Origin of the sequence: Pseudomonas abyssi (assembly GCF_003444685.1) — a bacterium.
Lineage (GTDB): Bacteria > Pseudomonadota > Gammaproteobacteria > Pseudomonadales > Pseudomonadaceae > Halopseudomonas > Halopseudomonas abyssi.
This window is the reverse complement of the sequence record NZ_LMAZ01000004.1, coordinates 26752-34644: the sequence shown is the minus strand read 5'-3', so window position 1 is coordinate 34644 and position 7893 is coordinate 26752. Positions and strand designations below refer to the sequence as shown.

Below are 7893 nucleotides of genomic sequence, written 5' to 3'. Positions count from 1 at the left end.
GGGGGGGCTGGGCAAGCAGCCGACAAAACGAAAGTGATTCAGAAGCACGCTCAAACGCTCGCGCTAAACCCCAAAACTCACCCGCACCAACAACCCCCCCTCAGCCCCCTCATGCAAACTGATCTCGGCACGATGGGCGCGGCAAATCTCACCGACGATCGACAACCCCAGACCGGTGCCTGACGGACTCTGCCGGTAGAAGCGCTCAAACACCCGTTCGCGCTCCTCGGGCGGGATGCCGGGGCCGGTGTCTTCGATCTCGACCAGTGCCGGGGCGCGCAGACGCAGGGTGACCACGCCGCCATCCGGGGTGTGCTGCAGGGCGTTGTCGATCAGGTTGCCGAACAGCTCCTGCAGCAGCGTCGGCTCGCCCCAGACGTCGAACGCCTGCTCCACCTCCAGCGCCAGTTCGATATTGCGCGCGTGCGCCAGCGGCACCATGGCCAGCGCCAGCTCCTGCGCCAGCGGCGCCAGTGCCACCTGCTCGGCGCTGCCCTCGGCGACCGCGCGCGCGCCACGCTCGATGCGTGCCATCGACAGCAGCCGGTTGGCCAGGCCAATGGTGCGATCGGTGCTGGCGTCGGCTTCGCGCAGGGCCTGCTGCCAGGCCTGCGGGTCGCTGGAGCGCAGCCCCAGCTCGATACGCGCCTTGAGCGCCGCCAGCGGCGTGCGCAATTCGTGTGAGGCTTCAGCGATAAAGTCGCGCTGGCGCTCGAAGTTCTCGCGCAGCCGGCCGGTGAAGTGGTTGATGGCATTCACCAGCGGCCGCACTTCACGCTGCAACCCCTCGGTCTCGATGGGCCGCAGGTCATCGCTACGCCGCTCCGCCACCTCGTGCCGCAGGCGCTGCAGCGGACTCAGCGCGGCGGTCACCGCCAGCCAGGCCAGCACCAGCGCGCTGACCGCCAGCACGCCCAGGTTGATCAGCGACTGCCGCAGCAGGTTGGCCGCCATGCGATCCCGCGCCTCGCGGGTTTCCGCCACACGAATTTCCGCCATGCCGCTGTCGGTGGTGGTGCTCACCGCCTGCAGCAGGCTGACCACGCGCACTTCCGAATCGCGGTACTCGGCATCGTAGAACCGCGCCAGGGCCGGATAATCCTGAGTCATCGGAATAGTCGCAGAGGCCGCAGGCAGGTCCTCGTACCCGGAGATAAGCCGACCATTGAAGTCGATAACCTGATAATAGAGCCGGCCGGTGATGTCGTAGGCAAAGTTGTCGAGCGCCACGTAGGGCACCTCGACCGCCAGTTCTCCGTCTTCGCTGTAGAGTCGCTCGGCAATCGCCCGGGCAGAAGACAGCAGCGAGCGGTCATAGGCCGTATCTGCTGCCAAACGCGCATTCCAGTAGGCGACCGAGCTGGCGATCAGCAGCAGCACCGACAACACCAGCGCCAGCCGTCGCAGCAGACGTCCACGCAGACTGCCGGCCCCCGCCTGCGCCAGCGGGGTCTGCGCCCCCAGTGTCACGCCTCGGCCTCCAGCAGATAGCCAAGCCCACGGAAGGTCACGATGCGCACACCACTGCCATCGAGCTTACGGCGCAGTCGGGAGATATAGATTTCGATCGCCTCGGGGCTGGCGTCCTGATCCAGCCCGAACACCTTGCCGGCCAGTTGCTCCTTGCTCATCAGCCGGCCAGGGCGGGCGATCAGGTTTTCCAGCACAGCGTGCTCGCGCGACGGCAAGGTCAGCACCTCGCCGCGCAGGCTGAAGCGGCGGTCGTTGAGATCGTAGATCAGCTCGCCGCACTGCTGCTGGCGCTCGCCGCCCATCAGGCTGCGGCGCAACAGGGCGTTGACCCGCGCCTCCAGCTCGCTCAGCTCGAAGGGTTTGGCCAAATAGTCATCGGCGCCCAGGTTCAGTCCGCGCACCCGGTCGGCCACCTCGCCACGGGCGGTGAGCATCAGCACCGCCAACGTCTGGCCCCGCTCGCGCAACTTTCTCAGCACCTCGAATCCGTCCTGCCGAGGCAGGCCGACATCGAGGATCGCCAGCGCGTAATCCTCGCTGCGCAAGGCCAGATCGGCGGCCACGCCGTCGTGCAGCACATCGACGGTCCAGCCCCCGTTCTTGAGGGCGCGGGCCAGGCTCTCGGCCAGTTCGGGGTCGTCTTCTACCAGCAGAATGCGCACTGGCGGTCTCTCTTGCAAAGGGTCGAATCGCCTGAGTTTACACCGCCTGTCGGCCCGCGACAGCGCGAGTTTCGGGGGGTGAGGGATGAAAGGTTGCTGAAAGGTTCGCTCATTAGCATCGCCCGACGGTCACCCACCGTAGGCGTCAAAACGCAAACAAGAACAACACCGGAGTACACCTGATGCACACCGTATTCATCCCACGGCGCAGCCTGTCTGCCGCCCTGCTGGCCGCCTCCGGCCTGCTGCTCACTCCCCTGGCCCAGGCCAGCAGCTTCACCGAGGACAGCAGCGCCAAACTGAGCACCAGCAACATCTACTTCAACCGCGACTTCCGCGAAGGCACCGGCCAATCCAAGCGCGAGGAATGGGCTCAAGGCTTCATTCTCGATCTCAAGTCCGGTTACACCGATGGCCCGCTCGGCTTTGGTCTCGACGCCAAGGCGATGCTCGGCATCAAGCTCGACTCCAGCCCGGACCGCACCGGCACCGGCCTGCTGCCGACCCACGATGACGGCCGCGCCGCCGATGAATACAGCAAGCTTGGCCTGACCGCCAAGATGCGCTACTCCGAGTCTGAACTGTTCCTGGGTACGCTGATGCCCAAGCTGCCGATCCTGCAGCCCAACACCAGCCGCATCCTGCCGCAAACCTTTCGCGGCGGCATGGCGACCATCAACGAATTCGACAACCTCAGCATCGATTTCGGCCGCCTGACCAAGGCGACCGACCGTGATTCCACCGATGCCGAGGACCTGGCCCTGAACAACAAGAATCGCCGTTTCGGTGGTTCGTTCTCGGCTGACCAGCTTGATTGGGCCGGACTGAACTACCAGTTCAACTCCAGCCTGGCGGCTAGCTACTATCTGGCACAACTGGATGATATCTACCGCCAACACTTCTTCGGTCTCAACCACAGCGCCGCTCTGGGCGCCGGTGAGGTGAGCACCGAGCTGCGGGTCGCCGTATCCGACGAGCAGGGCGCAGCCCGCGCCGGTCGGATCGACAACCAGGCCTGGCAGGGCCGCATCGGCTACGCGCTGAACGGTCATGAAGTGAGCGCAGCCGCGCAAAAAATGCGCGGCGACAGCGCCTTCCCGTATATCGACGGCAGCAACCCGTACCTCGTCAACTTCGTGCAGATCAACGACTTTGCCGAAGCCAACGAGCGCTCCTGGCAGCTGCGTTACGACTACGACTTTGCTGCAGTCGGCATTCCCGGCCTGAGCTTCATGACCCGCTACATCAGCGGTGACGACGCCAAGCCCGTCGCCGGTGGCACCGGCTCGGAATGGGAGCGCAACACCGAGCTGCAGTACGTGTTCCAGGATGGCGCACTGAGAAATCTCGGCCTGCGCTGGCGCAATGCGAGCTACCGCTCCGACTTTGCCCGCGACGCCGACGAGAACCGCCTGATTGTCAGCTACGCCTTCCCGATCTGGTAAGCGCCGCGCCCCTGACAATCGCCTAGAATAACGCCATGAGGACAACCACCATGAAAGCGACACTGCGTTCTGCCCTGCTGATCGGCCTGTGCTTCGGCCTGGCTGGCTACACCCAGGCTGATGAGCCGTCCCGTCCCGAATGTATCGCCCCGGCTTCGCCCGGCGGCGGATTTGACCTGACCTGCAAGCTGGCGCAAAGCGCGCTGCTGCAAGGCGAGTATCTGTCGCGCCCGATGCGCGTGACCTACATGCCTGGCGGCATTGGCGCCGTGGCCTACAACGCCGTGGTCGCCCAGCGCCCTGACGAGCCGGGCACCATTACCGCCTTCTCGACCGGTTCGCTGCTGAACCTGGCCCAGGGCAAGTTTGGCCGCTTCGACGAGAGCGCGGTCAAATGGCTGGCCGCCGTCGGCACCAGCTACGGCGCCATCGCCGTGCGCGCCGATTCCGAGTTCCAGACCCTGGAGCAACTGGTCGAGGCGCTGCGCAAGGACCCGTCCAAAGTCGTCATCGGCTCCGGCGGCACCGTCGGCAGCCAGGACTGGATGCAGACCGCACTGGTCGCCCGCGCCGCCGGCATCAACCCGCGCAGCCTGCGCTATGTCGCGATGGAGGGCGGCGGCGAGCTGGCCACCGCGCTGCTCGGCGGCCACATTCAGGTTGCCAGTACCGACATCTCCGACTCCATGCCGCACGTCGAAAGCGGCGACATGCGCATCCTGGCAGTCCTCGCCGACGAGCGTCTGCCCGGTGATGTGGTCGAAGACATCCCCACCGCAAAAGAGCAGGGCTTTGATGTCAGCTGGCCGGTTATCCGTGGTTTCTACATGGGCCCGGACGTCAGCGATGAAGACTTCGCCTGGTGGCAGACCAACTTCGAGCACATGCTCGCCTCCGAGGAGTTCGCCACCCTGCGCGAGCAGCGTGAACTCTTCCCCTTCGCTCTCACCGGTGCTGAGCTCGAGGCCTACGTCCACGAGCACGTTGCCGAGTACAAAAACCTGGCTGGCGAGTTCGGCCTGACTCAGTAACCGCCCTGCCTGCACGCACCCGGCCCCGGGTGCGTGCTGCGTCCGCGAGGATTACACCATGCTTTATCAACGTCTGTTTGCGGCGAGTCTGCTGCTGGCTTGCCTGTGCCTGGGCTTTATCGCCTGGGGCTACCAAGCGCCCTTCTCCTATGAGCCGGTCGGCCCGCGCGCCTACCCGCTGATGCTGCTGATTCTGCTCGCCCTCGGCGCGCTGGTACTGCTGGTCAAGCCAGCGATGGAGAGCAGCGAGTCCGATGAACCGGCGCTGACCCGTCCGATGCTGATCAAGGCAGCCATCTGCCTTGGCCTGCTGCTGGCCCTGGCGGCGTTGTTCGAGCGCCTGGGCTTCATTCCGACCAGCATCCTGTTTGCACTCGGCATGGCGCGACTGTTCGGCGGTCGCTGGCTGCCCAGCGCCGTGCTCGCGCTGGTACTGGGCGTTGGCCTGTATTTCCTCTTTGACCGGGTACTGGAAGTCCCCCTGCCGCTCGGCGTTCTCAGCGCCCTGGAGATCTGATCATGGATACCCTCTCTTACCTTGGCCAGGGCTTCGACGTTGCCCTGAGCCCGAACAACCTGGTGACCGCGCTGGCCGGCACCACCATCGGCACCATCGTCGGCCTGCTGCCGGGCCTGGGCCCGATCAACGGCGTGGCGCTGCTGATTCCGGTCGCCTTCGCCCTCGGCCTGCCGCCAGAAACCGCGCTGATTCTGCTGGCCTCGGTCTATCTGGGCTGTGAATACGGCGGCCGCATTTCCTCCATTTTGCTGAACATCCCGGGCGAAGCTTCCGCCGTGATGACCACCCTGGACGGCCACCCGCTGGCCAAACAGGGCAAGGGCGGCATTGCGCTGTCCATTTCCGCCTGGAGTTCGTTTATCGGTGGCCTGATCGCCACCATCGGGGTGACCATCTTTGCCCCGCTGCTGGCCAAATGGGCGGTCTCCTTCGGGCCGGCCGAATACTTCATGCTGATGGTCTTTGCGATTGTCTGCCTGGCCGGCATGGCCGGTGACAAACCCATCAAGACCGCCGTCGCCGTGCTGATCGGCCTGATGCTGGCCTGCGTCGGCATCGACGCCAACAGCGGTGTCTATCGCTTCACCTTCGGCAGCCTCGGTCTGGCCGACGGCATCCAGTTTGTGGTGCTGGTACTGGGCCTGTTCAGCGTCAGCGAGATCCTCATGCTGCTGGAGCGCACCCATCAGGGCCAGGTGGCGGTCAAGGCCAGCGGGCGCATGCTGTTCAACCTGAAAGAAGGCGCCTTCGTGCTCGCCACCAACCTGCGCAGCGGCGTGCTGGGCTTTATCTTCGGCGTGCTGCCGGGTGCCGGTGCGACACTGGCCAGCGCCGTGAGCTATATGTCCGAGAAGCGTCTGGCCGGTGACAAGGGCCGCTTCGGTGACGGCGACCTGCGCGGTCTGGCCGCGCCGGAAACCGCCAACAGCGCCTCGGCCTGCGGCTCGATGATCCCGATGCTGACCCTCGGTATTCCGGGCTCCGGCACCACCGCGGTGATGCTCGGTGCGCTGACCCTGTACAACATCACCCCCGGCCCGCTGCTGTTCCAGCATCAGCCGGACATCGTCTGGGGGCTGATTGCCTCGCTGTTCGTCGCCAACATCATCCTGATCGTGATGAACGTGCCGCTGATCAAGGTGTTCACCCGCATCCTCGCGGTGCCGAGCTGGACCCTGGTGCCGGCCATCGCCATCATCACCTCGATTGGTGTCTACGCGGTCCATGCGACCACCTTCGACCTGTTCCTGATGATCGCCATCGGCCTGTTCGGCTACCTGCTGCGCAAGCTCGACTTCCCGCTGTCGGCGCTGCTGCTGGGCTTTATCCTCGGCCACATGATGGAGAGCAACCTGCGCCGCGCGCTGTCGATCTCCAACGGTGATCTGGGCATCCTGTTCTCCAGCCCGATCACCATCGGTCTGTGGGTACTGGTGGCCGCCATGGTGGCGCTGCCGTTCTGGCGTCGCTACCGCAGCAAGCGCAGCGCCGCGCTGGCCAGTGCCTGAGCGGCTGTTTAGCGCACTGCGCTACCTCAGCGCGCCGTTGACCGGCGCGCTCGGCGGCCTGCTCGCCAGCCTGGCCGGCTGGCCGTTGCCCTGGATGACCGGCTCGCTGGTAGCGGTCATCCTGCTGCGCTGCAGCGGCTGGCAGTGCAGCCCGCCACCGGGTTCCCGCCAGACCGGCCAGCTGATCGTCGCCTGTGCCATCGGCCTGCACTTCACCACCCCCGTCTTTGCCCAGATCATCAGCCACTTGGGCCTGATCGTGCTGGGCGCCTGCGGCACCTTTCTGCTCAGCCTGATCGGCATCCGCCTGTTGACCGGCGCCGGCTATGACCGCGCGACCGCCTTTTTCTCCAGCATGCCCGGTGGCGCCAGCGAGATGGCGGTAATCGGCGCACGCCACAACGCCGGCATCGCCAACGTCGTCGCCGCCCACAGCCTGCGCCTGCTAATGGTGGTGCTGCTGATTCCGGCGCTGTTCACCTGGGGCCTGCCGGCGGTCAGCGCGCCCGCGCCGCTGCCGACCGATCTGCCAACCCTGGCCTGGCTGATTCCGCTCGGCGTGCTGCTGGCCGTGGTCATGCGCCGCCTGCGCCAGCCCAATCCGTGGATGCTCGGGCCGCTGATTGTCTGCGCCAGCGCCGGCGTGCTGCTGGATATCGAAATCGCCCTGCCGCCCGGTGTCAGCGCCGCCGGGCAGTGGCTGATAGGCAGTGCACTGGGCTGTCACTTCGACCGCGCCTTCTTCCGCAAGGCCCCGGCCTTTCTGCTGCGGGTGTTCAGCTTTACCGTGCTGGCGATGCTCACCGCTACCGGCGCCGCGCTGCTGCTCGCCCAGCTCGGCAGCGTCGACCGCATCAGCCTGATGCTCGGCATGATGCCCGGCGGCATCACCGAGCTGTGCCTGACGGCAGAGGCGTTGCAGCTGTCGGTGGCGCTGGTGACGGCGTTGCAGGTGATGCGGTTGTTTTTGGTGATGTTTTTGGCGGAGCCGCTTTTTGTGTTGTGGCAGAGGGTTTGGCCGGAGAAATAGGCTCTGCACCGCCGCATCATTGCTCTACCTCTGCGCCGCTATCTAGCTCACCTTTCGCCTTTTCCGGCGAGCCAACGGGAGCTGCTTGTCCAGCCACCGTAGGGCCACGGCACGCCGTGGCCGTGCAGCCTCCATAACAGCATCATTGTTCTACCTCTGCGCCGCTACCTGGTTCGCCTTTCGCCTTCTCGGCGAGCCAAGGGGGGCTGCTTGCCCAGCCCCCC

At 65.6% G+C, this 7893-nt stretch carries 7 protein-coding genes; 5 read left to right on the top strand and 2 right to left on the bottom strand.

Going from position 1 to position 7893, the window contains the following annotated elements; translation table 11 throughout:
* Positions 1–63: 63 nt before the first annotated feature.
* Together ASB58_RS13125 and ASB58_RS13120 are read right to left on the bottom strand one after the other, a co-directional pair.
* Positions 64–1464, bottom strand: coding sequence for a sensor histidine kinase (locus ASB58_RS13125; protein ID WP_235827308.1), 1401 nt, complete (start codon positions 1462–1464; stop codon positions 64–66).
* Positions 1465–1466: 2 nt separating this feature from the next.
* Positions 1467–2135: a two-component system response regulator TctD gene (locus ASB58_RS13120; protein ID WP_096005201.1), complete on the bottom strand. Its 669-nt coding sequence runs from the start codon at positions 2133–2135 to the stop codon at positions 1467–1469.
* A gap of 182 nt (positions 2136–2317) precedes the next feature.
* On the opposite strand from ASB58_RS13120, the gene ASB58_RS13115 reads away from it, so the two are divergent.
* From ASB58_RS13115 to ASB58_RS13095, 5 genes are read left to right on the top strand one after another with little or no spacing between them, the layout of a single operon-like run.
* Positions 2318–3580: an OprD family porin gene (locus ASB58_RS13115; protein ID WP_118131175.1), complete on the top strand. Its 1263-nt coding sequence runs from the start codon at positions 2318–2320 to the stop codon at positions 3578–3580.
* Positions 3581–3630: 50 nt separating this feature from the next.
* Positions 3631–4611: a Bug family tripartite tricarboxylate transporter substrate binding protein gene (locus ASB58_RS13110; RefSeq protein WP_118131174.1), complete on the top strand. Its 981-nt coding sequence runs from the start codon at positions 3631–3633 to the stop codon at positions 4609–4611.
* 58 nt (positions 4612–4669) lie between these two features.
* Positions 4670–5128 carry a tripartite tricarboxylate transporter TctB family protein gene (locus ASB58_RS13105; protein WP_096005198.1) on the top strand — a complete coding sequence of 153 codons (459 nt, stop codon included), beginning with the start codon at positions 4670–4672 and terminating at the stop codon, positions 5126–5128.
* A gap of 2 nt (positions 5129–5130) precedes the next feature.
* Positions 5131–6639 (top strand): tripartite tricarboxylate transporter permease, encoded by a 1509-nt coding sequence (locus tag ASB58_RS13100; protein WP_096005197.1) that lies wholly within the window; start codon positions 5131–5133, stop codon positions 6637–6639.
* A complete protein-coding gene (locus ASB58_RS13095; RefSeq protein WP_118131173.1) occupies positions 6632–7669 on the top strand; it encodes an AbrB family protein in 1038 nt (345 codons plus the stop codon). Before ASB58_RS13100 ends, ASB58_RS13095 begins: the two co-directional genes overlap by 8 nt.
* Positions 7670–7893: the final 224 nt, after the last annotated feature.

What these genes read in the sequence shown, in the direction of transcription:
- ASB58_RS13115 (WP_118131175.1), top strand. Translation starts at nt 2,318, where the DNA reads ATGCACACCGTATTCATCCCACGGCGCAGCCTGTCTGCCGCCCTGCTG.
- ASB58_RS13110 (WP_118131174.1), top strand. Translation starts at nt 3,631, where the DNA reads ATGAAAGCGACACTGCGTTCTGCCCTGCTGATCGGCCTGTGCTTCGGC.
- ASB58_RS13105 (WP_096005198.1), top strand. Translation starts at nt 4,670, where the DNA reads ATGCTTTATCAACGTCTGTTTGCGGCGAGTCTGCTGCTGGCTTGCCTG.
- ASB58_RS13100 (WP_096005197.1), top strand. Translation starts at nt 5,131, where the DNA reads ATGGATACCCTCTCTTACCTTGGCCAGGGCTTCGACGTTGCCCTGAGC.